Below are 26,752 nucleotides of genomic sequence, written 5' to 3' on the forward strand. Positions count from 1 at the left end.
AGGGTGAACGGAACGAGCACTACCACGGTCGGTCGCGACGAGGCGGCGGCATTCGCGCTGCCCGGGAGTGCGCTGGCAGGTGTGGGGAGCCGCCCGTTCGGGATCTACGTGCACGTGCCTTTCTGCGCCACACGCTGCGGATACTGCGATTTCAACACGTACACGGCAGGTGAGCTGGGGACGTCGGCGTCGCCGCAGTCGTGGATGGAGGGGTTGCGCCGCGAACTCGACCTCGCCGCGCAGATGACGGGCGCCCCGGCCGTCGACACCGTCTTCGTCGGCGGCGGCACGCCGTCACTCCTCGGAGGCGACGGACTGTCGGACGTCCTCGGTGCGGTCCGCTCGAGTTTCGGGCTCGCGAAGGGCGCCGAAGTGACCACCGAATCGAACCCCGAGTCCACGTCGCCGGAGTTCTTCGAGCAGTTGCGTGCGGGTGGATTCACGAGAATCTCGCTGGGCATGCAGTCGGCGGCGCAGCACGTCCTGAAGGTGCTCGACCGCACCCACACACCGGGACGTGCCGTGGCGGCGGCGCAGGAGGCGAGGGCAGCCGGGTTCGAGCACGTCAATCTCGACCTCATCTACGGAACTCCGGGGGAGCGCGACGCCGACCTCGACCTCTCGCTGGACGCGGTGCTGTCCGCCGGGGTGGACCACGTGTCCGCCTACGCGCTGATCGTCGAGGACGGCACCGCGCTGGCGAGGAAGGTGCGCCGCGGCGAACTGCCCGCGCCCGACGACGACGTCCTGGCGTCGCGGTACGAGCGCATCGACGCTCGGCTCGCCGACGCGGGCCTGACCTGGTACGAGGTCTCCAACTGGGCATCGGCTGACGCCGCGACGGGGGAATCACGCTGCCGGCACAACCTGGGGTACTGGGACGGCGGGGACTGGTGGGGCGCCGGGCCGGGCGCGCACAGCCACGTCGGCGGAGTGCGCTGGTGGAACGTCAAGCATCCGGCGCGCTACGCGGACCAGCTGGCGGCGGGAAGCCTGCCTGTCGGTGGAAGCGAGCAGCTGACCACGGAGGACGTCCACGTCGAGCGGGTGATGCTCACCGCGCGGCTGCGGACGGGACTTCCGGTGGCGGAACTGGATGCCGCGGAGCAGCGCGCGGCCGAGACGGTGGTGGCCGACGGACTGCTGGTGCGCGAGGGCGAGCACCTGGTGCTGACCGACCGTGGGCGGCTCCTCGCCGACGCCGTGGTCCGGACGGTGCTGCGCTAGCGGTCAGGCCGTGACGATGCCGGGCATCTCGTCGTAGTCGAAGACGCGGGCGTGCAGCACGACGCGGTTCCGCAGAGCCGAGCGCACGGCCCGGTGCAGGCCGTCTTCGAGGTAGAGCACCCCGTGCCACTGGACCGCGTGCGGGAACAGGTCGCCGTAGAACGTCGAGTCCTCCGACAGCAGCCGGTCGAGCTCGAGAACCTTGGTCGTGGTGACGATCTCGTCGAGCCGCACCTGCCGGGGTGGGATCTTGGACCAGTCGCGCAGCGACAACCCGTGGTCCGGGTACGGCTTGCCGTCCATGACACCTTTGAAAATCATCGCCTCGTCATCCGCCCGTGGTCGTTGCCTCTGCCCGTCTCCGGTCACCACAGTAAGGCCTGAACCGGTATCGGCGGCGCGACGATTAGACTGGACCGAGCCGAGATGCACGTGCAACTGCACGTAGCTCAGGGGATGTGGCGGCCGATCCGAACGCAGGTTCGGTGACGCCGCTGCTCGTGATGATCGAGAACTGGAGGTGGACGGCGATGTCGAGTACGGACGACAGACGGTTCGAGGTTCTCCGCGCCATCGTCGCCGACTACGTCTCGACCCAGGAGCCGGTGGGATCGAAGGCGCTGGTCGAGCGGCACAACCTGGGTGTTTCCAGTGCGACGGTCCGCAACGACATGGCGTTCCTCGAGAGCGAGGGCTACATCGCCCAGCCGCACACGAGTTCCGGCCGCGTTCCCACGGACAAGGGCTACCGGCAATTCGTCGACCGCATCGCCGACGTGAAGCCGCTGTCGACGGCGGAGCGGCGCGCGATCCTCGATTTCCTCGAGTCCGGGGTCGACCTCGACGACGTTCTCCGGCGCGGTGTGCGCCTGCTCGCGCAACTCACACGCCAGGTCGCGGTTGTGCAATATCCCACACTCTCGGCGTCGTCGGTCCGGCACCTCGAGGTGGTCGCGCTGACACCGGCCCGTCTGCTGCTCGTGCTCATCACCGATTCGGGCCGAGTGGATCAGCGCATCGTCGAACTCGGCGACGTGCTCGACGACCAGGACCTGGCGCGGCTGCGCGGACTGCTCGGGGGCGCGCTCGACGGTAAGCGGCTGGCGGCGGCGTCCATCGCCGTCTCGGAACTCGCCGACGAGGCCCCGGAGGATCTGCGCGATGCCGTGATCCGTTCGGCCACCGTGCTGGTGGAAACGCTCGTCGAGCATCCCGAGGAGCGGCTGGTTCTCGGCGGCACCGCGAACCTGACCCGCAACGCCGCCGACTTCTCGGGAATCAGCGGATTCCCCGGTTCGCTGCGTGCGGTCCTCGAGGCGCTCGAGGAGCAGGTGGTGGTGCTCAAGCTGCTCGCCGCCACGCAGGACGCGGGCACCGTGACGGTGCGGATCGGCGAGGAAACCCAGGTGGAGCAGATGCGCGGCACCTCCGTCATCTCGACCGGCTACGGTGCGGCAGGCACCGTGCTCGGCGGAATGGGCGTGCTCGGACCCACCCGAATGGACTATCCGGGAACAATCGCGTCGGTGGCAGCCGTTGCGAGATACATCGGCCAGGTGCTCGCCGAGCGGTGACGGCCGGCCCCGGCGACAGCGCCGCCGTGGGCGAGCACACGTACCGGTAGCGAGATAACGAAGTAGAGAAGGACGAGAGACTCAACGTGGCACGGGATTACTACGCAACGCTCGGCGTCGATCAGAAGGCGACCGATCAGGAGCTCAAGCGCGCGTACCGCAAGCTTGCGAGGGAACTGCATCCCGACGTGAACCCCGACGAGGCGGCGCAGGCCCGGTTCCGGGACATCTCGACGGCCTACGAGGTGCTGTCGGATCCGGAGAAGCGTCGCATCGTCGACCTCGGCGGCGACCCCCTCTCCTCGGGTGGCGGCGGAGGCGGTGCCGGCTTCGGCGGTGGTTTCGGTGGCGGCCTCGGCGACGTGTTCGAAGCATTCTTCGGCGGCGGAGGCGGTGCCGGCCGCGGGCCGCGCGGCCGCGTCCAGCCGGGCGCCGATTCCCTCCTGCGCACCAGGCTGACGTTGGCGGAATGCGCGACCGGCGTGAGCAAGCAGGTCACCGTCGAGACGGCGATCCTGTGCGACAGCTGCACCGGTGCGGGCACCAACGGCGATTCCAAGCCGGTGCGCTGTGAGACCTGTGGCGGTGCGGGCGAGGTCCAGTCGGTGCAGCGTTCGTTCCTCGGCCAGGTCATGACGTCACGGCCGTGCCCCACCTGCCGCGGCGCCGGCGAGACGATCCCCGACCCCTGCCACAAGTGTGGCGGCGACGGCCGGGTGCGCGCCCGCCGCGACATCACGGTCAAGGTGCCCGCGGGCGTCGCAGGCGGAATGCGGATCCGGCTCGCCGCGCAGGGCGAGGTCGGCCCCGGTGGCGGACCGGCAGGCGACCTGTACGTCGAGGTGGTCGAGCAGGCACACGAGGTGTTCGTGCGCGACGGCGAAGACCTGCACTGCACGATCCGGGTTCCGATGATCGACGCCGCCCTCGGCACCACCGTGACGATCGACACGATCATCGACGGGCCCAAGGAGATCACCATCGAGCCGGGAACCCAGCCGGGATCGGTGACGGTCCTGCGCGGGCACGGCATGCCGAAGCTGCGTTCCGGCATCCGCGGCGACGTGCACGCGCACCTCGAGGTCGTGGTTCCGTCGCGCCTCGACCACAAGGAGACGAAGCTTCTCCGCGAACTCAAGGACCTCCGCGACCGCGACGTCGCCGAGGTCGTCTCCACCCAGTCGCAGCACAGCGGCGGATTGTTCTCACGCCTGCGTGAAGCGTTCAGCGGTCGCTGACCGTGGCGGCGACGGTCTTCTTCCTCGACCCGCTGCCCGAGGTGGGGAGTACCGCGGTCCTGGACGGTCCGGAGGGCAGGCATGCCGCGACGGTGCGCCGGATCGGTGTCGGGGAGCGGATCGTGCTGGCCGACGGCCGGGGTGGTCTCGCCGACACCGAGGTGACGGCGGCCGGGAAGGACCGGCTCGAACTCACCGTTCACGAGCGTCGTCAGGTGTCGGCACCGTCCCCGAGTGTGACTGTGGTGCAAGCGCTCCCGAAGGCGGAGCGGTCCGAGCTGGCGGTCGAGCTGGCCACCGAGGCCGGCGTCGACGCGATCGTGCCGTGGCAGTCGTCGCGATGCGTGGCGCGGTGGGAGGGCCCCAAGGTCGCGAAGGGTGTCGCTCGCTGGCGTAGCGCGGCGCTCGCCGCCGCCAAGCAGTCCCGGCGGGCGATCGTCCCCGACGTGTCGGAACTGCACCGCACCGCGGGAATGCTCGCCCTCGTCCGTGAGGTGGTCGGCCGGGGCGGCGTCGTCGCCGTGCTGCACGAGGCGGCCACCCATGGCCTCGCCGGGCTGCCGCTGCGTTCGGCGGCCGAGATCGTGCTCGTCGTCGGTCCGGAGGGCGGTATCTCCGAGGAGGAGATCGCCGCGCTGACGGACGCCGGCGCCGTCCCGGTGCTGCTCGGCCCGCACGTTCTGCGGACCTCGACCGCCGCCGCCGTCGCTCTGGGCGCCATCGGAGTCCTCACTGACCGCTGGGGCGCGGCCCCGCTAGCCTGACTGTCCGTGGACCGCATTCGCATCGCCTACGGACCCGAACCGCAGCAGTTCGGGCACTTCTACCCGCCCGAGGAGCCCGTGGCCGCCGAGGTCCCGGTGGTGATGGTCGTCCACGGCGGCTTCTGGAGCGGTAAGTATCACCTGAACCTGGGCACGAGCTTCGCGGTCGACCTGGCCCGCCACGGGGTCGCCGTCTGGAACATCGAATACCGCAGGCTCGGTGCGGGCGGCGGGTGGGACGAGATGTCCGCCGACGTTCTCGCCGCGCTCGACGCGATCGCCGGGCCGGTCGCCGAGCAGTCGCCCGTCCCGTTCGACCTGTCGAAGGTCCGGGTCGCCGGCCACTCGGCCGGTGGACAGCTCGCAGTGTGGCTCGCCGGGGAGAAGCGGACGACGGTCCGGCCGGAGCGGGTCGTGTCCCAGGCGGGCGCCCTGGATCTCGCGTCCGCGGGGGAGCGTGGCCGGCGGATCGGCTACATCGAGGATCTGCTCGGCGTCCCCTTCGACGAAGACCCCGATCGGTACCGCGCCGCGTCCCCACTGCACCGCATCCCCACCGGGGTGCCGGTGGTGTGCGTGCACGGCACGGAGGACGCGCAGGTTCCGGCGAAGGTGAGTGTGCGGTACAGCGAGGCCGCGCGGGCGGCCGGGGACCCGGTCGCGCTGCATGTCGTCGAGGGCGAAGACCACTACGCGTTCCTGAATCCCGAGACCGACTGCTGGAAGATCTCGCGGGACGCCCTACTGTCCGACGCCGGCGAGTTCTGAACTGCGGCGCTCGGTTTCGGATGTCGTCGGGCGGCCCGGAAGAACGAGGGCCACGATCACGGCCCCGAGTCCCAGTGCGACTCCTCCGGCCAGGCTGGCCTGGGCGATGGCATGCCCGAACGCCGTGCCCGCGGCGTCCAGCAGTGCCTGGGACTGTGACGCGAACAGCGGGTCGGCGCTCAGTTCCCCTGCCACCACCGACGCCCCGCCGACCGAGTCTCCCGCGACGGCCACGGCCTGCGCGGCCTGCTCGGCCTGCTCGCCGGACAGCTGACCGACGGGCAGCGTGCCGAGGAAGCCGGCGATGTCGTCCTTGTAAGCCGACGCGAGGACCGAGCCGAGAATCGCGATCCCGAGCGATCCGCCCAGTTCGATCGCGGTGTCGTTGAGACCGCCTGCGGCGCCGAGGTCGCTCTCGGGGAAGTTGCCCATGATGGCGTCCGTGGCGGGGGACACGCTCAGACCGATTCCGATACCGAGCAGGACCAGCGGGACGAGGAAATCGAGGTACCCCGAACCACCGTCGACGGTCGTCATCAGCAGCACACCCGCGGCCGCGATCACCATGCCGGCGACGACGGTGACCCGGGTGCCGAGCCTCGGGTGGACGCGCCCGCTGAGCACCGACCCGACCGACACCGCAGCGGCGAGCGGCAGCAGGTGGACGCCCGTGGCGAGGGGGCTCAGCCCCAGGACGAACTGGAATTCCTGCGACACGTAGTAGATCGACCCGAACGCTGCGAGGAATAGCAGCAGCACGGCCAGGGTGGAGCCGCCCACCTCGCGCCCGCCCAGCCTGCGGACGTCGAGCAGCGGCTGCGAATGACGGAGCTCCCACGCGACGAACAGTCCGAGACCCACGGCCGCGGTGACGGCCGCGCCGACAGCGCCTGCGCCCCAGCCGAAGTGGAATCCGTCGATGATCGCGTACACGAGCGATCCGATGGTCACCACCGACAGCAGCCCGCCCAGCCAGTCGATCGGACCGCTTGCGTCGGCCTTGGACGGCGGGACGAGCATCAGCGCCGCGACCGCCGCGACGGCGGCGATCGGCACGTTGATGAGGAAGGTGGCACTCCACGAGTGGCTCTCCAGCAGCCAGCCGGCGAGCAGCGGGCCGAGGGCGATGGCGAGACCGGACGTCGCCGCCCATGCGGCGATGGCCCGGGCCCGTTCCGCACGCGGGAACGTCGCCACGAGGAGAGAGAGTGTGGCGGGCATGATGATTGCCGCTCCGACGCCCATGATCATGCGCGCGGTGACGACGGCCGTGGTGGTGTCGGCGAGGCTGCCGACGACGGCGCCGCCGCCGAACACGAGCAGTCCCGCGAGCAGCGCCCCGCGCCGGCTGTACTTGTCGCCGATCACGCCGAACAGCAGCATCAGCGCGGCGTAGGGGACGGTGTATCCGTCGATCACCCACTGCAGGTCGGAGCTGCTCAGGGCGAGGTCGCGGGTCATGTCGGGGGCCGCGACGATCAGGGCGGTGTTCGCCATCACGACGATCAGCAGGCTCAGGCACAGCACGCCGAGCGCGGCCCAGCGCCGGGGGTACGGCCCGTCCATCCGGGAGACCGGTGTGTTCATCACGGTGGTCATGGCGACGCTCCTCGGGTAGTGCTCGATCGGACCTGGGCAGTTAGTTGCACACTGATGTGTAAGTTAGCTACTTGCACACGAGTGTGCAAGTAAGATTGGCGTAGGTCACACCAACCAGCGAGGGAGTTCCGCCCGTGTCGGTCCCGACGAAGTCGCCCGGAGATCCCGGGAAGACCCGCCGAAGTCACGCACGCGCCAACCGTGCGCGGATCCTCGACGCGGCAGTCACCGCCTTCATCGCGGACCCGGACGCGAGCATGGACGACGTCGCCCGCAGCGCCGGGGTCGTGCGCCGCACCGTCTACGCGCATTTCCCCAGCCGGGAAGCGCTCGTCGAGGGCATCGCGGACGAGGCCTCCGCCGCCCTGGTGGCCGCGATGGGAGACGAGGCGCAGCAACCGGACCGCCCCGACCTCGCGGTCGCGGTGATGGCGCTGCGGACGTGGCCGATCGGCGACCGGTTCCGCATGCTGTTGTCGTTCGCCCGCCGCGAACTCGGCGAACAGCGCATCCACGACCTCCTCGGGGTGGTGCGCGACCGGGACGTGCGGGTCGTCGACCACGGGCAGCGGTCCGGGGTGTTCTCGTCGTACCTGTCGCCGACGGTGCTCGTGGCGCTCGCGGAATCGATGACGATGACGCTGCTGGACCAGGCGAATTCCGGCGAAGTGCAGGATTCGGGGGAGTCGTTCGCGGTCGCGTACCTCGCGGTGCTCGGGCTGACACCGGCCGACGGGGCCCGCGTCGTGGACGAGGCGCGGCACTGGTTGCGCGAGCATCCGGATGTCCCGAAGTCGTGACGGCGTCGCGTAATCAGGTGGGCGCTGTGACCTGCGAGCGATAGACTTCCCTCATCACGACGACCGTCGTGACCGACCAGGAACCGGGAAGAAGGCCATATTCCTCACGTGAGCGAACAAGACCAGAACGGCGAGACGTTCGGCGCCACGCGTCCGGCGGAACGCACCGTGCGTTCGAGTATCGATCTCCCACCCGAAACGGTCCCGCCTCTCCTCGGTTCCTCCGATGAGAATCTGCGCGCTCTCGAACGGGTCCTGGACGCAGACATCCATGTACGCGGCAACGCCGTCACGCTGACGGGACGGCCCGGCGACGTCGCCCTCGCCGAGCGGGTCATCGCGGAACTGGGCTCCATCGTCGGTCGCGGGCAACCACTGACCCCCGACGCGGTGCGTCGCACGGTCGGCATGCTCACGCAGGGGCTGAGCGAATCGCCCGCCGAGGTCCTGACCCTCGACATCCTGTCGCGGCGCGGCAAGACGATCCGGCCGAAGACGCTGAACCAGAAGCGGTACGTCGACGCGATCGACGCCAACACCATCGTGTTCGGCATCGGGCCCGCCGGTACCGGCAAGACCTACCTCGCCATGGCGAAGGCGGTGCAGGCCCTGCAGACCAAGCAGGTGTCGCGGATCATCCTCACCCGTCCCGCGGTCGAGGCGGGAGAGCGGCTCGGGTTCCTGCCCGGCACGCTGCACGAGAAGATCGATCCGTACCTGCGCCCGCTGCACGACGCACTCCACGACATGATGGACCCCGAGGCCATCCCGAAGTTGATGCAGTCGGGTGTCATCGAGGTGGCGCCACTGGCGTACATGCGTGGCCGCACGCTCAACGACGCGTTCATCATCCTCGACGAGGCGCAGAACACCACCGCCGAGCAGATGAAGATGTTCCTCACCCGGCTGGGCTTCGGCTCCAAGGTCGTCGTCACCGGCGACGTCACGCAGGTGGACCTGCCGGGCGGTGCCCGGTCCGGACTCCGCGCGGCCACCGAGATCCTCGGTGACATCGACGACATCTACTTCGCCGAACTCAACAGCAGCGACGTGGTCCGGCACCGGCTGGTATCCGACATCGTCGACGCGTACGAGCGTTTCGAGGCGGACCGGGACGGCAAGGTCGAGCTCGGGAACCGCGCACAGCGTAGAGCGGCGCACTCGCGTTCTCCCCGACGGTAGGGTGAGTGTCGCCGGAACCAGGAGGAAGCGACACACATGAGCATCGAAGTCTCGAACGAATCGGGCATGGACGTCTCCGAAGAGGAGCTGATCAGCGTCGCCCGTTTCGTGATCGCGAGGATGGACGTGCACCCCGCGGCCGAGTTGTCGATGGTCCTCGTGGACTCGGCGACCATGGCCGACCTCCACATGCGGTGGATGGACCTGCCCGGTCCCACCGACGTGATGTCGTTCCCGATGGACGAGCTCGAGCCCGGCGGTCGCCCGGACTCGCCCGAGCCCGGACCGTCGATGCTCGGTGACATCGTGCTGTGCCCGTCCTTCGCCGCGGACCAGGCCGAGAAGGCCGGTCATCCGCTCGCACACGAACTCGCTCTGCTCACCGTGCACGGTGTGCTCCACCTCCTCGGCTACGACCACGCCGAACCGGAGGAGGAGAAGGAGATGTTCGGACTGCAGAACCAGTTGCTCGAGGATTGGTACGAGGATCTGCGCAGGGCCGAACGCGACGCCGCACTCGCTGCCCGGGATCAGAAGCTGCTCGGCAAGGCCGGCTTCTTCGACTCACCGGATCAGTAACCGCCACGTGAAGGGTCTTCTGTGAGTAGCGCCATCGCGCTGATCGTCCTCGCGATCGTCCTCGTCCCGCTCGGTGGTGTCTTCGCCGCCGTCGATTCCGCACTCAACACGATCTCGTCCGCGCGCATCGAGGAGATGGCGAAGGAGGATCGTCCCGGCGCCACCCGTGTGCTCCGCATCCTGTCGGATCGTCCCCGCTACGTGAATCTCATGGTGCTGCTGCGCATCCTGTGCGAGATCACGGCGACGGTGGTGCTCGTCGGTGGCCTGTCCGATCTCCTCGAGCCCGTGTGGGCGCTCACGTTCACCGCGATCATCATGGTGCTCGTCGACTACGTGGTGATCGGGGTCGGCCCCCGGACGCTCGGTCGCCAGCACGCCTATTCGATCGCGTTGATCACGTCGTTTCCCCTGCAGGTCATCGGAACCCTGCTCGGCCCGATCAGTCGCCTCCTGATCCTGATCGGTAACGCCATCACCCCGGGTAAGGGATTTCGCAACGGCCCCTTCGCCTCCGAGATCGAACTGCGTGAACTCGTCGACATGGCGCAGGAACGCGGCGTGGTGGCCGACGAGGAACGCCGGATGATCCAGTCGGTGTTCGAACTCGGTGACACGTCCGCCCGCGAGGTGATGGTGCCGCGCACCGAGATGGTGTGGATCGAGAACGACAAGAGTGCCGGGCAGGCGACGTCGCTGGCTGTCCGCAGCGGGCATTCGCGGATCCCCGTGATCGGGGAGAACGTCGACGACGTGCTCGGGGTGGTGTACCTCAAGGATCTCGTGCAGGAGACCTACCACTCGCGCGACGGCGGACGCAGCGTCCGCGTCGGCGACGTGATGCGGCCCGCCGTGTTCGTGCCCGATTCCAAGCCTCTCGACAGCCTGCTCGCCGAGATGCAGCGCGACCGCAACCACATGGCCGTCCTGGTGGACGAATACGGCGGAATCGCCGGCCTCGTCACCATCGAGGACGTCATAGAGGAGATCGTCGGAGAGATCGCCGACGAATACGACCAGGACGAGACACCGCCCGTCGAGGATCTCGGCGACGGCATGTACCGGGTCTCCGCGCGACTGCCCATCGAGGATCTCGGCGAACTGTTCGGCATCGAGGTGGAGAACGACGAGGTCGAAACGGTCGGCGGGCTCATCGGTTACGAACTCGGCAGGGTCCCGCTCCCGGGATCGGAGGTCGTCTCGCACGGTCTCGTCCTCCGCGGCGAGGGCTCACCCGACGTGCGCGGGCGGGTGCGCATCAGCACGGTCTTCGTGCAACGCGCCCCGATCGACGAGGACGAGGGCGGCGACGGCGACCGGGAGGATCACGATGACTGAAGTGGGCGAGGAAGACGCCAAGCTGGTCGTGCTCGCGCGAGGAGCGTTCGGCCGCACCGGAAGTGGCCAGGGCGCCGCCGTCCGCGATCTCGACGGCCGCACCTACTCGGCGGGCGCGGTCGCGCTGACGGCGCTGTCGCTGACCGCGCTGCAGGCGGCCGTCGCGGCGGCGGTGTCGAGTGGCGCCGAGGGTTTCGAGGCCGCAGTCGTGATCGGCGGCAATCCGGACGACCCGGGCATCGCCGCCCTACACGAAGTCAGTGCGCAGGCGGCCGTCGTCTTCGCGCGAACCGATGGATCCGTGATCGAGGAGCAACATGAGTAAAACCGAATTCCGTTCCGGATTCGTCTGTTTCGTCGGACGGCCCAACACGGGCAAGTCCACGCTGACCAATGCCCTGGTGGGCAGCAAGATCGCGATCACGTCCTCGCGTCCGCAGACCACCCGCCACACCATCCGCGGAATCGTGCACCGCGACCACGCGCAGCTGATCCTCGTCGACACCCCGGGTCTGCACCGCCCCCGGACGCTCCTCGGCCAGCGCCTCAACGACCTCGTGCGCGACACCTACTCCGAGGTCGACGTGATCTGCCTGTGCATCCCGGCGGACGAGAAGATCGGCCCCGGCGACCGGTGGATCGTGCAGCAGGTCCGCCAGATCGCGCCGAAGACCACGCTCGTCGGCATCGTCACGAAGATCGACAAGGTCAGCAAGGACATGGTCGGGCAGCAGTTGCTGGCCGTGTCCAAGCTCCTCGGCCCGGAGACGGATGTCGTGCCGGTGTCCGCCGCCTCCGGTGAGCAGGTGGAGGTGCTCGTCGACGTCCTCGCGTCGAAGATGGAGGAGGGCCCGGCGTTCTACCCGGACGGCGAGCTCACCGACGAACCCGAAGAGACCTTGATGGCGGAACTCATTCGCGAGGCCGCACTCGAGGGGCTCGGCGACGAACTGCCGCACTCCCTGGCCGTGGTCATCGAGGAGATCATCCCCCGCGAGGGACGCACCGAGAAGCAGGGTGAACTGCTCGACGTCCACGCCCTGCTCTACGTCGAACGCCCCTCCCAGAAGGGCATCGTGATCGGCAAGGGCGGCGCCCGCCTCCGTGAGGTGGGGACCAAGGCCCGGCTGCAGATCGAGAAGTTGCTCGGCACCAAGATCTTCCTCGAACTGCACGTCAAGGTGGCCAAGGACTGGCAGCGCGACCCGAAGCAGCTGGGCCGCCTGGGGTTCTAGGCGGCTGCGCCGCCCGTGCGTGGTTGACGAGTCCTGAGACTCGTCAACCACGCACGGGGCCGGCGGCCCTGAGGAGAAGGAGCACCGACGTCGCGAAGTCGTGATCGCCGTCGCTTCCGGTCGCGAGCCTCCGGAGCTGCAGGCCGGCGATGGTCGCGACGATCGTCGGGGCGACGGCCGCCGCGTCCGGGACACCGAGGGCGGTGAGGATCGTCACCGTCAAATCGTCGTACGCGGCGAAACATTCGGCGGCGGCCTGACGCAGCTCGTGGTCGCGTCCCGCCTGGATGTACAGCTCGAACGGGGCGATCCGCTCGGCGGAGAACGCCAGATCCTTCGCGACCTTCCCGGTGAGCGCCGCGGCGTCCTCGAGGCTCAGCCCCTTGTCCCGGTACCCCTCCGCCAGCTCCGACAGGCGCTGCGTCTCCTCCGTCACGAACCCGGACAGCGCGGCGCGCAACAGGTCGGTCTGCGTGGGGAAATGGTACGTGATGGAGCCGAGCGACACGCCGGCCTGCGCGGCGATCCGCCGATTGGTCACGCCGGGAATGCCTTCCGTGCCGACGATGTGCAGCGCCGCCGCGAGGATGCGGTCACGAACGTCCGTCGAAGCCATCGGTCACCACCATTTCTCGGGACGTTCCAGATCCCACCGCAGCACCGACTCGAGCTGGGCCGCGACCGACACCAGCAGTGGCTCGGCACCGTCGTGTCCCATCAGCTGGGCTCCGGTCGGCAGGTTACCGGACGTGAACCCGGCCGGCACGTTCACGCTGGGCCAGCCCAGCACGTTCCACGGCCACGCGTACGGGCAGACCGCGGTGATCACCTTGTCGGTGGCCCATGAGCTGATGCCGTCGATCCCGTCGACCCTCGGTGGGGGAGTCGCGGTGGTCGGGGCGAGGACGAGGTCGTACTTGTCGAAGATCGCGCCGACCCGTCGCTGCATCCTCGGCTCGGCGGCGCGGGCTGCACGTAGCGGTGTCCCGCGCAACAGTCGGCCGGTCCGGGCGTTGCCCTTCGTGCGGGGGTCGACGAGTGACGGGTCCGGGACCTTCCGCATCCAGTCGTCGATACCGACCATCGACCGCGGGAGGAAGCCGAGCCCGAACATGATTCCGTAGTCCGGGTCGTCCACCACGACGCGATGCCCGAGCTTGCGCAGCGCCTCGGCGATCCGTGCGACGCCCCGGCGGACCTCGGGATGCAGCGTCGTGGGGGTCGCGGTGAACGGGATGCGCAGGGACAGTGCGATGCGCAGCGGTCCGGGGTCGCGGCCGACGGCGTCGCTGACGGTGACCGGTGCGGGTGTGTGCAGGTCGCCCTCGTGCGGTCCGGATGCGACGTCGAGGAGCAGGGCCGCGTCGGCGACCGTGCGGGCCAGCGGGCCGTTGACGGTGAGGCCGTAGAACGCCTCGGCTGCAGGCCAGGTGGAGATTCGGCCGCGTTGAGGCTTGATCCCGACGAGGTTGGTCCAGGCGGCGGGGATGCGGATGGACCCGGCGCCGTCCGAACCGATCGCCGCGGACACCACACCGGCGGACACGGCCGCCGCGGCGCCGCCGGACGACCCTCCGGGGGTGTGGTCACCGTTCCAGGGATTGCGGGTGTACCCGAACGCGGGTCCGCCGGTGAGCGGCCACTGTCCCAGCTCGGGACTGTTGGTCTTGCCCACGACGACGGCGCCGGCGGCCCGCAGCCGGCGCACCAGCTCGGAGTCGCGCACCGCGGGCGGGAAGTCGCCCGGGCACCCGAACGCGGTCGGCTCGCCGGCCACGTCGACGTCGTCTTTCACGGCGATCGGGACCCCGAGCAGCGGCAGGCGCTCACCGGCGGCGATCCGGCGGTCGGCCTCGGCGGCTTCGGCCAGTGCCTTTGTCCGGCGGATCACCTTGAACGCGTTGAGCGTCGGCTGGCTCGCGTCGATGCGGTCGAGGGCGGCGCGGGTGGCCGCGACCGAGGTGGTGGCGCCGGAGGCCAGCGCCTGCGCCTGCTCGACGAGTCCCGGGGACCGATCCCCGTCGTTGTCGCGCTGCCGTCGATCGTCGAATTGTCCCGCGCTCATGGTGCCCCTCCCTGATACTGTTCGTTCGAACGAACAGTATCAGCCGAGATGTCGCCGGACCACCCTCCCGATCGCCTCGGCCGCCCCGCGAGCCTGCGACTCGGGGAGCCGCGCGTACCCGCAGACCAGCCCCCTCGGTCCGCCCGGCGTGGTGCGGTAATCGGCGAGGCTCGGAACCGTCACACCGTGGTCCCGCAGCTCGGCGGACACGGCGACGTCCTCGACGGAACCGGGCAGCGTCAGGACCACGTGGAGACCGGCCTCGATGCCGGCCAGCCCGACACCGTCCGTGTCGACCGCGGACAGTTGCTGCTGCAGTGCGGCGACGAAGGCCGCCCGGCGGGCCGAGTAGGTGCGGGAGGCGCGGGCGAGGTGCCGGGACAGCGCACCCGAGTCGATGAAATGCGCCAGCGCGAGGGCGGTGATCGCGCAACACGCCTCACCGCTCGCGTCGAGGGCCCGGACGAGCCCCGGCCGGAGCGCCGGAGGCGCGATCACCCACGCCACCCGAATCGAGGGAGTGAGGATCTTCGACGCGGTGCCCACGTACGCCACGCATTCCGGCCCGCGGTCGATGCTGCGCAGGGCGGGCAGCGCCGACACGTCGTAGCGGAACTCGCCGTCGTAGTCGTCCTCGATGATCACCGTCCCGGCGGCCGCGGCGTCGGCCACCAGCCCGGCCCTGCGGCCCACCGGCATCCGGGCTCCCATCGGATACTGATGGGCGGGCGTGCAGTAGGCCGCGGCGTCGGTCGCACGCAGCAGCGCGGGGTCGAGGCCGTCGCCGTCCACGGACACGCAGCGGGTGCGCACCCCCGAACCGTCCAGGACGGTTCGGGCCCGGCTGTAGCCGGGTTCCTCGAACACCACGTCCCGGCCGCCGAGTCCTGCTGCGGCGACGAGGGTGCGGAGCGCGGCGCCCACTCCGGGGACGATCACCAGTTCGTCGGGGCGCGCCGCGATCCCCCGGGTGCGGCGGAGATGCTCCGCGAGGGACCGTCGCAACTCCGGGTGCGCGTCGGGGCCCGGGACGTCCGACGTCACGGCAACGGCGGCGGCCGACCGCCACGCCCGGCGCCAGTCCACGGGGGAGATCAGGGCGGGATCGGGATGACCCGGAGTGAGATCCCACACCGCCGCGGGCTTCTCGGGGGCGGCGGAGGAGGCCCGCTCCGAGGATCGGGTGGTCGTGTGCGAGGCGACGTGTGCTCGGGCCGCCACGTCGGCGCCCGGTGCGATCCGCGTGCCGGAACCGGCGCGGGCGTTCGCGTATCCGGACGAGCAGAGTTCGTCGTAGGCGTCGACCACCGACGCCCGCGCGACCGTCAGGTGTTCGGCCAGCGCCCGCGTGGAGGGCAGTGGGTCGCCGGGCCGGAGGCGCCCCACGCGGATCTCGTCGAGGATCGACTCCGCGATGCGGTGCCGAAGTGGCGCGTCGGTCTCGGGGAGCCGCAACGTCAGGTGTAGTTCGGGGCTGATCCGGGGCATGTCCCGACAATACTGGTCTGCCGATAACGGTGATTGTGGATCTGGAAGCTGATCCACATGAGGGTGAGGATGGTGTCGTGGACAAGATCATGAGATACCCGGACCGTGCCCGCACCGAACGAGCGCAACTCGACGCCGTCCTCGACGCCGCGCCGATGGGCACCCTCGCCACCGTCGTCGACGGCCTGCCGTGGGCCGTGCCGATGCTCTACGCCCGCGACGGCGACAGGATCCTGCTGCACGGCTCCACCGGGGCCGGTGCACTGCGACAGGTGGCGGCCGGCGCGCCGGCGGTGCTGTGCGTCGCGATGCTCGACGGAATCGTCGTCGCGGACACCCTGTTCGACTCGTCCGCCAACTACCGTTCGGCAGTGGTGCGGGGCAACCTCGTCACCCTCGGCGAAGACGAATCCGCCGACGCCCTGAACGCGCTGTCGGACGTGCTGATCCCCGGCCGCAGCACGGAGGTCCGGGGGCACCGGCGCAAGGAACTCGCCGCGACACTGGCCCTCGCCCTCCCGATCACGCCGGGCCAGTGGACCGTCAAGGTGCGGGACGCACCGCCGGGCGAACCCACCGAAACCAGCAGCGCCTGGGCCGGGGTGGTCCCGGTGCGGTCGGTCGCCGGTGCGCCCGTCCCGGCGCCGTGGGTGGCGAGCGGCACACCGGTGCCCGCGTCCGTGTCCCGGCTGACCCGGACCGCGTAAGGAAAGCGTCAAGAGCCGTGGGAGTCCCGTAAGCGCTTCGTCAGCGCCGCCTCTTCCGCCGAGATCCGGCGTGATGCTGGCATGACGCCCCGCAACCGTGGGGTGTCATGCCTGCGCTGAACCGCAGGATCAGTACGAAGAGGGATCCTCACATGGCCGATGTGGCCTACGTCGCGCTCGTGCTCGGCGGATTCGCCTGTTGCGCGCTCGTTCTCCGCGCCCTGCAGTCCGGACGCGTGAAATGACGGGCGCCGGAATACTCGCGGTCGCGCTCATCGCGATCGCCGCCGCACTCGTCGTGTACCTCCTGATCGCGCTCATCGACCCGGAGCGGTTCTGATGACGCCTGCCCTGGCGGCCGGACTGCAGGTCGTCTTCGTCCTCGCGGTACTCGCGGTCGCGTACGTGCCGGTGGGCGACTACATGGCGCGCGTGTACGAATCACGCCGTCACCTGCGGGTCGAATCCGTCCTGTACCGCCTGTGCCGCATCAACCCCCACACCGAGCAGACCTGGTACGGCTACGCGGGCAGCGTGCTGGGATTCTCCGCGGCGAGTGTGCTCTTCCTCTATGCCCTGCAGCGCATCCAGGGAGTGCTGCCGCTGTCCGGGGACCTCTCCGGGGTCAGTCCCGCGGTGGCGTTCAACACGGCCGTGTCGTTCGTGACGAACACCAACTGGCAGTCGTACGCGCCCGAGACCACGATGAGCAACCTGACCCAGCCGGTCGGGCTCGCCGTGCAGAACTTCGTGTCCGCCGCGGTGGGCATGGCCGTCGCAGTGGCGCTGATCCGGGGGTTCGTCCGGGTGTCGCGCGGCGGTGAGATCGGCAACTTCTGGGTGGACCTCACCCGGGGCAGCCTGCGGATTCTGCTGCCGTTCTCCTTCGTCATCGCACTGATCCTGCTGAGCCAGGGCGTGATCCAGTCCTTCCATCCGGGTTTCGCGTCCACCGGTCTGGACGGCAACTCCGTCACCAACGCACTGGCGCCCGTCGCCTCGCAGGAAGCGATCAAGGAACTCGGCACCAACGGCGGCGGGATCCTCGCCGCCAATTCGGCGCACCCGTTCGAGAACCCGACACCGGTCAGCAACATCGTCGAGATCCTCGCGATCCTGCTGATCCCGGTCGCCCTCACCCGCACGTTCGGCACCATGGTCGGCGACCCTCACGACCGAGCGAGCAAGGTGTCCGGGCACCGCCAGGGTCTGACCCTGCTCGCCGTGATGGGCATCCTGTGGGGATCGCTCCTCGCGGTCACGCTCGCCGCGGAGTCCGGTCGGCGCGGTGTCGCCGCCACCGCCGCGGGCGCGATGATGGAGGGCAAGGAGGTTCGTTTCGGAATCCCCGGTACGGCACTGTTCGCCGTGAGCACCACCGGAACGTCCACGGGCGCGGTGAATTCGGCGCACGACAGCCTCTCGCCCCTCGGCGGCGGAGCCGTCCTGCTCAACATGCTGCTCGGGGAGATCGCGCCCGGCGGTGTCGGCACCGGGCTCTACGGAATTCTCGTCCTCGCCCTGATCGCCGTCTTCGTCGGCGGACTCCTCGTCGGCCGCACACCCGAATACCTCGGCAAGAAGCTGCGGCAGCGGGAGATCACGCTCGCCGCCCTGTCCGTGCTGGTGATGCCGGCGCTCGTCCTGATCGGGACCGGAATCACCGTGATCCTGTCCTCGACCACCGGTTACCAGGGCAACAGCGGCGACCCCGGAAGTCCCGGATCCATCCACGGATTCTCGGAGGTGCTGTACGCGTTCGCGTCGGCCTCGAACAACAACGGCAGTGCGTTCGGCGGGCTGACGGTGACGAGCGACTGGTTCCAGACCGCTCTCGGCCTGTGCATGCTGTTCGGCCGGTTCCTGCCGATCATCTTCGTCCTCGCGCTCGCCGGATCCCTGGCGTCGCAGAAGAAGACGGCCGCAGGCGCCGGAACCCTGCCGACGGCGGGCCCGATGTTCACCGGGCTCCTCACCGGCACCGTCGTGCTCGTCGCGGCGTTGACATTCTTCCCGGCCCTCGCGCTGGGACCGATCGCGGAGGCTCTGCAGTGAGTGTGAACGTGACCAGTCGTCCGGAGAACGAGGCGGCCACGGCGCCCGAGGCCGGCCACGACCCGGCGCCCGTGAAGGCGGGAATCTTCAGCCCCGCCCAGCTGGTGACGGCGCTACCGGGCGCCGTGCGCAAACTCGACCCCCGGCACCTCGCCCGCAACCCGGTGATGTTCGTGGTGTTCGTCGGCTCCGTCGTCACCACCGTCATGGCCGTCGCCGACCCGTCGGTGTTCTCCTGGGCTGTCGTCGCCTGGCTGTGGTTCACCGTGCTGTTCGCGAATCTGGCCGAGTCGGTCGCGGAGGGGCGGGGCAAGGCCCAGGCGGCGAGCCTGCGGAAGGTGAAGCAGGACACGGTCGCCCACCGGATCACGGCGAGCGGCCGGGTGGAGTCGGTGGCGGGTACCGACCTGACCGTCGGTGACCGGGTCGTCGTCGAGGCGGGGGAGGTGATACCCGGCGACGGCGACGTCGTCGACGGCATTGCGACCGTGGACGAGTCGGCCATCACCGGCGAGTCGGCGCCCGTCGTCCGCGAATCCGGCGGCGACCGGTGCGCCGTCACCGGTGGCACGACCGTGCTGTCCGACCGGATCGTCGTGCGTATCACCGCGGCCCCCGGACAGTCGTTCGTGGACCGGATGATCGCCCTCGTGGAGGGGGCGGCGCGGCAGAAGACGCCGAACGAGATCGCGCTGAACATCCTGTTGGCGTCGCTGACGATCATCTTCCTGCTGGCTGTCGTCGCGATCGGTCCGATGGGTCTGTACGCGGGCCAGGAGCAGGATCCGATCAAGCTGATCGCGCTGCTGGTGTGCCTGATCCCCACCACGATCGGGGCCCTGCTGTCGGCCATCGGCATCGCCGGGATGGATCGGCTGGTGCAGCGGAACGTCCTGGCGATGTCGGGGCGGGCGGTGGAGGCCGCGGGCGACATCGACACACTGCTGATGGACAAGACCGGCACCATCACGTTCGGCAACCGGCAGGCCACAGCCGTGCATCCCGCACCGGGGGTTTCCGCGATCGAGTTGGCCACGGCCGCACGGTTGTCCAGTCTCGCCGACGGCACCCCCGAGGGGCGCAGCATCGTGGACCTGTGCGCCCGGGACTTCGGGTTGGACCCGGCACCGTCCGAGGCGGAGCGAGCGGCGGAGTTCGTGCCGTTCACGGCGCAGACCCGGATGAGCGGACTCGACATCGACGGCGCCCGGATCCGCAAGGGCGCGAGCGACGCCGTGCTGACCTGGGTGCAGGCGCTCGGCGGGCACGCGGCGTCCGCCGTCACCGACAGTGTGAACCAGATCGCGCAGGCCGGGGGAACGCCGTTGGTGGTCGCCGCCGTCAACGGAGACGCAGCGACGGTGCTCGGCGTGATCGCGCTGTCGGACGTGGTGAAGCCGGGCATCGCCGAGAGGTTCGCGGAACTGCGGGCCATGGGGATTCGCACGGTGATGATCACCGGTGACAACCCGTTGACGGCGAAGGCCATCGCGGCCGAGGCCGGAGTCGACGACTTCATGGCCGAGGCGACACCCGAGGACAAGCTCGCGCTGATCCGGCAGGAACAGGAGGGCGGCCGGCTCGTCGCGATGACCGGGGACGGCACCAACGACGCCCCGGCGCTGGCCCAGGCGGATGTCGGGGTGGCGATGAACACCGGCACGTCGGCGGCGAAGGAAGCCGGGAACATGGTGGATCTCGATTCGGACCCCACCAAGCTCATCGAGGTGGTGGAGATCGGCAAGCAGCTGCTCATCACGCGCGGTGCGCTCACCACGTTCTCGCTCGCCAACGACCTGGCCAAGTACTTCGCGATTCTCCCCGCCCTGTTCAGCGGCATCTACCCGCAGCTGGACACGCTGAACATCATGCGGCTGGCCACCCCGGAATCGGCCATCCTGTCGGCGGTGATCTTCAACGCCGTCGTGATCGTCGCGCTGATCCCGTTGTCGCTGAAAGGTGTTCGCTACCGTCCGTCGTCGGCGTCCACGCTGCTCGGCCGCAACCTCCTGATCTACGGCCTCGGCGGCGTGATCACGCCGTTCGCCGGTATCTGGCTCATCGACCTCGTCGTTCGTCTCGTTCCCGGAATTGGGTGATCCCGCATGCGATTTCTCATCGGTCTGTTGCGGCAGACCCGGGCCGGACTACTCGTCCTGCTCGCACTCACAGCAATCCTCGGTGTGCTCTATCCCGCCGCCGTGTGGGGGGTGAGCAGGATCGGCGCCGGAGCGGCCGAGGGGTCTCCGGTGCGCGACACCACCGGGTGCGTCGTCGGGAGCCGGTGGGTGGGTGTCGACCCGCAGGTGCCGGCGGGGGAGCCGGATCCGTTCTTCCACAACCGCGTCACCGGGTCGGTGGCCGAACAGGATCCGTTCGCGCCGGGCGACCCCGCCACCGCCCTGCCCACCAACCAGGGGCCGAGCAGCGAGATCCTGGCGACGTTCATTGCCGACCGGCGGGCGGCGATCGCCACCCGGGAAGGGGTGGACGCCGGGGACGTTCCGGCCGACGCGGTCACCGGATCCGGCTCCGGCATCGACCCGCACATCAGCCCCGCGTATGCGGCGTTGCAGGTGCCGAGGGTGGCGGCGGAGAACGGCCTCAGCGAGACCCGGGTCCGGCAACTGGTCGACGAGAACACCGAGGGAAGGCAACTCGGTTTCCTCGGTGAGGACCGGGTGAACGTCCTCGAACTGAACCTGGCCCTCGGCCTGACCGCACCTGAGTGCACCGCCCCGGCCGCTGGTGGATGATGGCGAGGTGAGTGGTCCCAAACCGGACGTCGAGCGCCGGGACGTCGAACACCGACGCGGTGAATTGCGCATCTACCTCGGTGCCGCACCGGGCGTCGGCAAGACGTTCGCGATGCTCGGTGAGGCGCACCGCCGCCGGGAGCGGGGGTGCGACGTGGTCGCGGCCGTGGTGGAGACCCACGGCCGCGACCGCACCGCGGCGCAGCTCGGCGACCTCGAACTGATTCCACCCAAGCTGATCGCCTACCGGGGCACGCTCGGCCGGGAACTCGACGTCGATGCGGTGCTCGCCCGCAGGCCTGCATTGGTCCTCGTCGACGAACTCGCGCACACGAACACGCCGGGCAGCGTCCACGAGAAACGCTGGCAGGACGTGGAGATACTCCTCGCCGCGGGGATCGACGTCCTCTCGACGCTCAACGTCCAGCACCTCGAAAGCCTCAACGACGTGGTCCAGCGGATCACCGGCGTGGTGCAGCAGGAAACGGTTCCCGACGAGGTGGTGCGCGCCGCCACCCAGGTCGAACTGGTCGACATCACGCCGGAGGCTCTGCGCCGCAGGCTGTCCCACGGCAACATCTACGCCGCGGACAAAGTCGACGCGGCGCTGAGCAACTATTTCCGGAAGGGGAACCTCACCGCACTCCGCGAACTCGCCCTGCTGTGGGTGGCCGACCAGGTGGATGCCGCCCTGGCGAAATATCGTGCGGAAAACAAGATCACCGACACCTGGGAGGCCCGGGAACGGGTGGTGGTCGCGGTGACGGGCGGGCCGGAATCGGAGACGCTGGTCCGTCGCGCCGGCCGGATCGCGTCGAGATCCAGCGCCGAGCTGATCGTCGTTCACGTGGTGCGCGGCGACGGCCTCGCGGGTGTCTCGGCTCCGGAAATGGGCAAGGTGCGCACGCTCGCCGCGAGCATCGGGGCGAGCTTGCACAGCGTCGTCGGCGACGACGTCCCGACGACGCTGCTCGACTTCGCCCGGACCGCGAACGCCACGCAACTGGTGCTGGGCACGTCGAGACGCTCACGGTGGGCGCGGATCTTCGACGAGGGCATCGGTGCGAGCGTGCTGCACCAGTCCGGGTCGATCGACGTGCACATGGTGACGCACGGCGAATCCCACCGCCTGAGGCGGTTGTCGCCGGTGGGGTCCCGTTCGCGCACGGCGATCGCCTGGATCGCCGCGGTCCTCGTACCGTCGATCGCCACCGTGGTGATGAGCGCCGTCGACCGTTGGCTCGGATTGGTCGGCGAGGGGGCCCTGTTCTTCATCGTGGTGCTGCTCGTCTCGCTGCTCGGGGGTGTCGCCCCCGCAGCGTTCTCCGCGCTGATCTCGGGTCTGTTCCTCAACTACTTCTTCACGCCGCCGGTGCGGAGCTTCACCATCGCCGAGCCGGACAACTTCATCACCACCGTCGTGCTGCTCGTGGTGGCCGTCGCGGTCGCGGTCCTGGTCGACGCCGCCGCGAAGCGTGCCCGGGAGGCCCGCCGGGCGTCGCAGGAAGCCGAGTTGCTGGCACTGTTCGCCGGATCGGTGCTGCGCGGAGCCGACCTCGACACCCTGCTCGAGAAGGTGCGCGAGACGTACGGCCAGGATTCGGTCAGTGTGCTGCACCGGGACCGCGGCCCGGTGGGGTCCGTCGGGCCGCACCCGCCGGTGAGTGTGGACGACGCCGACACCGTCTGCGAGGTGGGGGAAGGGGAATACGCGCTCGCCCTGCGCGGCAGCGAACTGCACGCCCGGGACCGTCGGGTGCTGCTCGCCGTCGCCAACCAGGCGGTGGGCATGATCCGCCAGGCCGAGCTCGCGCAGGAGGCGGGGCAGGCGCAGGCACTGGCCGAGGCCGACCGGTTGCGGCGGTCGCTGCTGTCCGCCGTCAGCCACGACCTCCGGACCCCGCTGGCCGCCGTCAAGGCCGCCGCGTCGAGTCTGCGCAGCGACGACGTCGACTTCTCCCCGGAGGACACCGCCGAATTGCTCGCGACCATCGAGGAATCGGCCGACGTCCTGACCTCCCTCGTCGGCAACCTGCTCGATTCGTCCCGGCTCGCGGCGGGAGTGGTGACCCCGACGCTGCGACCGGTGTACCTCGACGAGGTGGTGCACCGGGCGCTGGTGGGTCTGGGAATCGGCGGCCGGACCGGGACCCGGGCCCGGGAAAGGGTGGAGGTCGACGTCGGAACTGTCACGGCGATGGCGGATTCGGGCCTGCTCGAGCGGGTGCTCGCGAATCTGATCGACAACGCACTCCGTTACGGTGAGGACTCCGTGATCCGGGTCGGTGCCGCGGCGGTGGGAGACCGCGCCGTCGTCACCGTCGCCGACACGGGGCCGGGAATTCCGCGTGGGCGAGCAGACGAGATGTTCGCACCGTTCCAGCGGCTGGGGGACCGCGACACGACCACCGGAGTCGGGCTCGGGCTCTCCGTCGTCCGCGGATTCGTCGACGCGATGGGCGGGACCATCAGCGCCACCGACACCCCCGGCGGTGGTCTGACGATGGTGGTGGAACTGGCCGGGGCGGGAGGGGAGCATCCATGACGAGAGTTCTCGTGGTCGACGACGAACCGCAGATTCTCCGCGCCCTGCGGATCAATCTGAGTGTGCGTGGATACGACGTGGTGACGGCTGCGTCCGGGGCGGCCGCTCTACGCGCCGCCGCCGAGCGACCGCCGGACGTGATCGTGCTCGACCTCGGGCTACCCGACATGGACGGCACCGAGGTGCTCGCCGGCCTCCGCGGGTGGTGCCCCGCACCGGTGATCGTGCTATCGGCGCGGACGGACTCCGCGGACAAGGTGGAAGCCCTCGACGCCGGCGCCGACGACTACGTCACCAAACCGTTCGGGATGGACGAGTTCCTTGCCCGGGTGCGTGCGGCCGCCCGCCGGGCGACGACGGCTGTCGACACGAGTGAACCTGTGGTGGAGACGGATTCGTTCACGGTCGATCTGGCGGCGAAGACGGTGCGGCGGGCGGGGGCCGAGGTGCACCTGACGCCGACCGAATGGGGGATGCTCGAGATGCTCGTGCGGAACAAGGGCAAGCTGGTGGGGCAGAAGGAACTGCTGCGGGAGGTGTGGGGCCCGGCCTACGCCACCGAGACCCACTACCTGCGGGTGTATCTGGCGCAGCTGCGGCGCAAGCTCGAGGACGACCCGTCCCATCCGCGACACCTCATCACCGAGGCCGGGATGGGGTACCGGTTCCAGGTGTGAGGTCGCGAGCAGTGGGCCGGAAGCCGCACCGCATCGGGTATTGGTTAGCCTTGCCTTATGCGAATGAGGAGTCTCGTCTCGGTGTCACTGCTGGCCCTGGTGTTGGCCGGCTGCGGGAGCGGCGGCGAGGGCGAGCGCGAGGCGGCGGCAGGCTCAGGCGATGCCGCGTTCCCGGCAGTCGTCGCCACGAAATTCGGTGACGTCACCGTCGAGTCCAAGCCCGAGCGCGTGGTCGCCCTCGGCTGGGGCGACGCCGAAACCGCGCTGGCGCTCGGTGTCGAACCCGTCGGGGCCAGCGACTGGGTCGCGTTCGGCGGCGACGGCGTCGGGCCGTGGGCGGACGGGATGTACACCACCGCGCCTGCGATCATCGGAACCCTCGAACCGTCGTACGAGCAGATCGCGGCGCTCGAACCGGACGTCATCCTCGACACGAAGAGCGCCGGCGACAAGGAACGCTACGACCACCTGTCGCAGATAGCTCCGACGATTGCGCTGCCGGAGGGCGCCGACAACTACAAGACTCCGATCGAGGATCAGGTGTCGATGGTCGCGACCGCACTCGGCGTGCCGGAGCAGGGGGAAGCTCTGCTCGCCGACATCGACCGGCGATTCGCGGAAGCGGCCGCGGCCCATCCCGAGTTCGCGGGGAAGACGATCACCGTCGGCGCGTTCTCGGGGGCGGGATGGGGCGCCTACACCGCCGACACCGAGCGCCTCCAGTTCATGAAGAAACTCGGCTTCGTCAGCAATCCGGCGGTGGACGCGCAGCCCGCGGTGAAGTTCTCCGTCCCGGTGTCGGAGGAGAATCTCGGCGTGATGGACGCCGACATGGTGGTCGTATTCCCGGTCGGCAGGCCGGCCGCCGACGTCACGAACCGGCCGCTGTTCCAGGCGATCCCGGCAGTGCGCGACAGACGGTCCCTCGTGTTCGACGATCAGAGTGTCGCCAAGGCGTACTCCACGAACTCGGTGCTGTCGTTGCGGTACGCACTCGACACCGTCGTGCCTCTGGTGTCCGAACGGCTGCGGTGAGCTGACCCGGCGCCCGCTCAGTAGAGCAGGGTGCGGTAGTACTCCTGCCGGCGAGGCGCGTCCGGGTCGTGGTCCAACTCGTGCTGCTCGGCGTGCATTTCCCGCAGCGACGGGATCTCGTCCGGATCCGGCCAGGACTCCGGGTTCCACATGCGTGACCGGAGGATGGCCCGGGCGCAGTGGGTGTAGACCTCGTCGATCCGGACCACCACGCCGAGGTTGGCGGGTTTGCCGTTGATCGACATCGACTGCAGCAGTTCGGGATCGACGGTCAAGGTGGCAGTTCCGTTGACGCGCACCACCTCGTCGATCCCGGGTACGACGAACAGGATGCCCACGTGCGGATTCTCGAGGATGTTGCGGTACGAATCCGCGCGCCGATTGCCCGGCCGGTCCGGGATCACCAGCGTCCGGTCGTCGAGGAACATCGTCTTCGGCGTGATGTCTCCGCGCGGCGAGCAGTCGCAGTGACCGTTCGCGTCGGCGGTGGCGAGGACGAAGAACCGCGCCTCGGAGATGAAGCGCCGGATGAGCGGCATCGTGTGATCGGTGTGCTTGGTGACGATGGAGGGGTGGGGAACGCCCAGGACCTGCTCGAGTTCGTCGAGGTCGGTGATCGTGTGCTCCGGCGAGGGGGCGTGCGCTGCCACTGGAGTGTTCCGTTCGTCGAGGACCGTTCGAGTTAGGCTACCCTTCGCGGCGTTCGGGCGGTCGCGAGGCCCGCTGGCTCACGACCGATGATTCCGGCCTGCTCCGGGAGTCCTACCTTCGACCGCAGCCTCACACTCGACCGGAGGAGCCACGCATGCCCGCACCGAAGACCCCGCAACCACTCGCGCACACCTTCACGGCGCCGATCCAGAAGGACGGGGCGTTCGCGACGTACGTGACCGTGCCGGACTCCGCCGAACTTCTCGGAACGAGGCGGCCGGTGAAGGTCGGCGGAACGATCGACGGCCACCCGTTCAATGCCACCCTGATGCCCTCGGGTGAAGGTCCGCACTGGCTTCCCCTGAAGATCGCATTGTGCACGCTGATCGGTAAGGACGGTGCCGGAGTGGAGGTGACGGTGCACCTCGAGCAGCGTTTCAGCTGACGCCGGGCGGCGTCCGGGGTTTGA

Annotated in this window: 26 protein-coding genes; 20 read left to right on the forward strand and 6 right to left on the reverse strand. The window is 69.6% G+C overall.

All coding sequences use genetic code 11. The annotated features are described in order from the left end of the window. Positions 1–3 precede the first annotated feature (3 nt). A complete protein-coding gene (gene hemW / locus OYT95_RS32550) occupies positions 4–1,227 on the forward strand; it encodes a radical SAM family heme chaperone HemW (RefSeq protein WP_268790093.1) in 1,224 nt (407 codons plus the stop codon). A gap of 3 nt (positions 1,228–1,230) precedes the next feature. On the opposite strand, the gene OYT95_RS32555 is transcribed toward hemW, so the two are convergent. Next, complete coding sequence (locus OYT95_RS32555; protein ID WP_005261240.1) at positions 1,231–1,548, reverse strand: type II toxin-antitoxin system VapB family antitoxin; 318 nt, start codon at positions 1,546–1,548, stop codon at positions 1,231–1,233. 209 nt (positions 1,549–1,757) lie between these two features. On the opposite strand from OYT95_RS32555, the gene hrcA reads away from it, so the two are divergent. From hrcA to OYT95_RS32575, 4 genes are all read left to right on the forward strand, one after another. Next, positions 1,758–2,801, forward strand: coding sequence for a heat-inducible transcriptional repressor HrcA (hrcA, locus tag OYT95_RS32560; RefSeq protein WP_005247940.1), 1,044 nt, complete (start codon positions 1,758–1,760; stop codon positions 2,799–2,801). An 86-nt stretch (positions 2,802–2,887) separates the two neighbouring features. Then, on the forward strand, positions 2,888–4,039 hold the full coding sequence (gene dnaJ / locus OYT95_RS32565) for a molecular chaperone DnaJ (RefSeq protein ID WP_005247937.1): 1,152 nt from the start codon (positions 2,888–2,890) through the stop codon (positions 4,037–4,039). 2 nt (positions 4,040–4,041) lie between these two features. Next, entirely contained in the window at positions 4,042–4,803 is a 762-nt protein-coding gene (locus OYT95_RS32570) for a 16S rRNA (uracil(1498)-N(3))-methyltransferase (RefSeq protein ID WP_268790094.1), read from the forward strand. 6 nt (positions 4,804–4,809) lie between these two features. Next, positions 4,810–5,571 carry an alpha/beta hydrolase family protein gene (locus OYT95_RS32575; protein WP_268790095.1) on the forward strand — a complete coding sequence of 254 codons (762 nt, stop codon included), beginning with the start codon at positions 4,810–4,812 and terminating at the stop codon, positions 5,569–5,571. Here the strand turns inward: OYT95_RS32575 and OYT95_RS32580 are convergent. Continuing rightward, on the reverse strand, positions 5,545–7,170 hold the full coding sequence (locus OYT95_RS32580; RefSeq protein ID WP_268790096.1) for an MFS transporter: 1,626 nt from the start codon (positions 7,168–7,170) through the stop codon (positions 5,545–5,547). The genes OYT95_RS32575 and OYT95_RS32580 overlap by 27 nt on opposite strands. A 134-nt stretch (positions 7,171–7,304) precedes the next feature. Here OYT95_RS32580 and OYT95_RS32585 point away from each other — a divergent pair, with 134 nt between their 5' ends. The 6 genes from OYT95_RS32585 (at position 7,305) to era (ending at position 12,304) form a co-directional block, all read left to right on the forward strand. Then, complete coding sequence (locus tag OYT95_RS32585) at positions 7,305–7,970, forward strand: TetR/AcrR family transcriptional regulator (RefSeq protein WP_037226464.1); 666 nt, start codon at positions 7,305–7,307, stop codon at positions 7,968–7,970. A 108-nt stretch (positions 7,971–8,078) separates the two neighbouring features. Continuing rightward, complete coding sequence (locus tag OYT95_RS32590; protein WP_005247930.1) at positions 8,079–9,152, forward strand: PhoH family protein; 1,074 nt, start codon at positions 8,079–8,081, stop codon at positions 9,150–9,152. Positions 9,153–9,188: 36 nt separating this feature from the next. Continuing rightward, positions 9,189–9,731 carry an rRNA maturation RNase YbeY gene (ybeY, locus tag OYT95_RS32595; protein ID WP_112299477.1) on the forward strand — a complete coding sequence of 181 codons (543 nt, stop codon included), beginning with the start codon at positions 9,189–9,191 and terminating at the stop codon, positions 9,729–9,731. Positions 9,732–9,752: 21 nt separating this feature from the next. Beyond that, complete coding sequence (locus OYT95_RS32600; protein ID WP_268790097.1) at positions 9,753–11,069, forward strand: hemolysin family protein; 1,317 nt, start codon at positions 9,753–9,755, stop codon at positions 11,067–11,069. Next, positions 11,062–11,394, forward strand: coding sequence for a cytidine deaminase (locus OYT95_RS32605; RefSeq protein WP_112299478.1), 333 nt, complete (start codon positions 11,062–11,064; stop codon positions 11,392–11,394). Before OYT95_RS32600 ends, OYT95_RS32605 begins: the two co-directional genes overlap by 8 nt. Then, positions 11,387–12,304 (forward strand): GTPase Era, encoded by a 918-nt coding sequence (gene era / locus OYT95_RS32610; protein WP_005247923.1) that lies wholly within the window; start codon positions 11,387–11,389, stop codon positions 12,302–12,304. The genes OYT95_RS32605 and era overlap by 8 nt, the downstream gene beginning before the upstream one ends. A 43-nt stretch (positions 12,305–12,347) precedes the next feature. Here era and OYT95_RS32615 read toward each other — a convergent pair whose 3' ends face one another. The 3 genes from OYT95_RS32615 to pdxR are packed head-to-tail and all read right to left on the reverse strand — an operon-like array spanning position 12,348 to position 15,857. Further along, positions 12,348–12,920 (reverse strand): TetR/AcrR family transcriptional regulator, encoded by a 573-nt coding sequence (locus tag OYT95_RS32615; RefSeq protein ID WP_268790098.1) that lies wholly within the window; start codon positions 12,918–12,920, stop codon positions 12,348–12,350. Between the two features lie 3 nt (positions 12,921–12,923). Then, positions 12,924–14,369, reverse strand: coding sequence for an amidase (locus OYT95_RS32620; protein WP_268790099.1), 1,446 nt, complete (start codon positions 14,367–14,369; stop codon positions 12,924–12,926). Between the two features lie 39 nt (positions 14,370–14,408). After that, positions 14,409–15,857 carry a MocR-like pyridoxine biosynthesis transcription factor PdxR gene (gene pdxR, locus OYT95_RS32625; RefSeq protein ID WP_268790100.1) on the reverse strand — a complete coding sequence of 483 codons (1,449 nt, stop codon included), beginning with the start codon at positions 15,855–15,857 and terminating at the stop codon, positions 14,409–14,411. 77 nt (positions 15,858–15,934) lie between these two features. Here pdxR and OYT95_RS32630 point away from each other — a divergent pair, with 77 nt between their 5' ends. The 8 genes from OYT95_RS32630 (at position 15,935) to OYT95_RS32665 (ending at position 25,632) form a co-directional block, all read left to right on the forward strand. Beyond that, positions 15,935–16,564 (forward strand): pyridoxamine 5'-phosphate oxidase family protein, encoded by a 630-nt coding sequence (locus OYT95_RS32630; RefSeq protein ID WP_011594318.1) that lies wholly within the window; start codon positions 15,935–15,937, stop codon positions 16,562–16,564. Between the two features lie 241 nt (positions 16,565–16,805). Then, entirely contained in the window at positions 16,806–16,904 is a 99-nt protein-coding gene (gene kdpF, locus OYT95_RS32635; RefSeq protein ID WP_268790101.1) for a K(+)-transporting ATPase subunit F, read from the forward strand. Next, a complete protein-coding gene (gene kdpA, locus OYT95_RS32640; protein WP_112299482.1) occupies positions 16,904–18,619 on the forward strand; it encodes a potassium-transporting ATPase subunit KdpA in 1,716 nt (571 codons plus the stop codon). The genes kdpF and kdpA overlap by 1 nt, the downstream gene beginning before the upstream one ends. Continuing rightward, positions 18,616–20,718 (forward strand): potassium-transporting ATPase subunit KdpB, encoded by a 2,103-nt coding sequence (gene kdpB, locus OYT95_RS32645; protein ID WP_268790102.1) that lies wholly within the window; start codon positions 18,616–18,618, stop codon positions 20,716–20,718. Before kdpA ends, kdpB begins: the two co-directional genes overlap by 4 nt. Before the next feature lie 6 nt (positions 20,719–20,724). Next, positions 20,725–21,375, forward strand: a complete 651-nt coding sequence (locus OYT95_RS32650) for a potassium-transporting ATPase subunit C (protein WP_268790103.1) — start codon at positions 20,725–20,727, stop codon at positions 21,373–21,375. Between the two features lie 7 nt (positions 21,376–21,382). Then, positions 21,383–23,920 (forward strand): sensor histidine kinase, encoded by a 2,538-nt coding sequence (locus OYT95_RS32655; protein WP_037226485.1) that lies wholly within the window; start codon positions 21,383–21,385, stop codon positions 23,918–23,920. Then, positions 23,917–24,597 carry a response regulator gene (locus OYT95_RS32660; RefSeq protein WP_005247902.1) on the forward strand — a complete coding sequence of 227 codons (681 nt, stop codon included), beginning with the start codon at positions 23,917–23,919 and terminating at the stop codon, positions 24,595–24,597. The genes OYT95_RS32655 and OYT95_RS32660 overlap by 4 nt, the downstream gene beginning before the upstream one ends. Positions 24,598–24,654: 57 nt before the next feature. Beyond that, positions 24,655–25,632 carry an ABC transporter substrate-binding protein gene (locus OYT95_RS32665; protein WP_268790104.1) on the forward strand — a complete coding sequence of 326 codons (978 nt, stop codon included), beginning with the start codon at positions 24,655–24,657 and terminating at the stop codon, positions 25,630–25,632. Positions 25,633–25,649: 17 nt separating this feature from the next. On the opposite strand, the gene OYT95_RS32670 is transcribed toward OYT95_RS32665, so the two are convergent. Continuing rightward, positions 25,650–26,282, reverse strand: a complete 633-nt coding sequence (locus OYT95_RS32670; protein ID WP_112299485.1) for a pyridoxamine 5'-phosphate oxidase family protein — start codon at positions 26,280–26,282, stop codon at positions 25,650–25,652. Positions 26,283–26,437: 155 nt separating this feature from the next. Between OYT95_RS32670 and OYT95_RS32675 the strand changes: the two genes are divergently transcribed. Beyond that, positions 26,438–26,728, forward strand: a complete 291-nt coding sequence (locus tag OYT95_RS32675) for a DUF1905 domain-containing protein (protein ID WP_037226493.1) — start codon at positions 26,438–26,440, stop codon at positions 26,726–26,728. The last annotated feature ends 24 nt before the right edge of the window (positions 26,729–26,752 follow it).

Origin of the sequence: Rhodococcus sp. JS3073 (assembly GCF_026810085.1) — a bacterium.
Classification (GTDB): Bacteria; Actinomycetota; Actinomycetes; order Mycobacteriales; family Mycobacteriaceae; genus Rhodococcus_F; species Rhodococcus_F wratislaviensis.